General features: G+C 37.0%; 1 protein-coding gene. It reads left to right on the top strand.

What is annotated here, in order from left to right; translation table 11 throughout:
- Positions 1–189: 189 nt before the first annotated feature.
- Positions 190–303 (top strand): H-NS family histone-like protein (locus GYRE_RS23085; protein WP_038258894.1); only part of this gene is annotated, 114 nt, incomplete at its 3' end.

The raw sequence follows: 303 nt of genomic DNA, 5'->3' as shown, positions 1-303 counted from the left end.
TGGTATCCAGCCAGTAATAAAGGCTTATGTTGTGAGCCACCCCGGAAATTTAACTTCTACAAATTATAAATGAAGGTAAATAACACGTAATTTTGTATTACTTACATTGTTCCCTATTGCACATCCGAAAATATCGCTCTATTATTACTTCAACAAACCACCCCACAATATAAGTTTGAGATTACTACAATGAGCGAAGCACTTAAAATTCTGAACAACATCCGTACTCTTCGTGCGCAGGCAAGAGAATGTACCCTTGAAACGCTGGAAGAAATGCTGGAGAAATTAGAAGTTGTTGTGAAT

It is taken from the genome of Yokenella regensburgei ATCC 49455, assembly GCF_000735455.1.
Classification (GTDB): Bacteria; Pseudomonadota; Gammaproteobacteria; order Enterobacterales; family Enterobacteriaceae; genus Yokenella; species Yokenella regensburgei.
The sequence above is the reverse complement of the archived record's forward strand: the minus strand, read 5'-3'. Positions and strand labels throughout refer to the sequence as shown.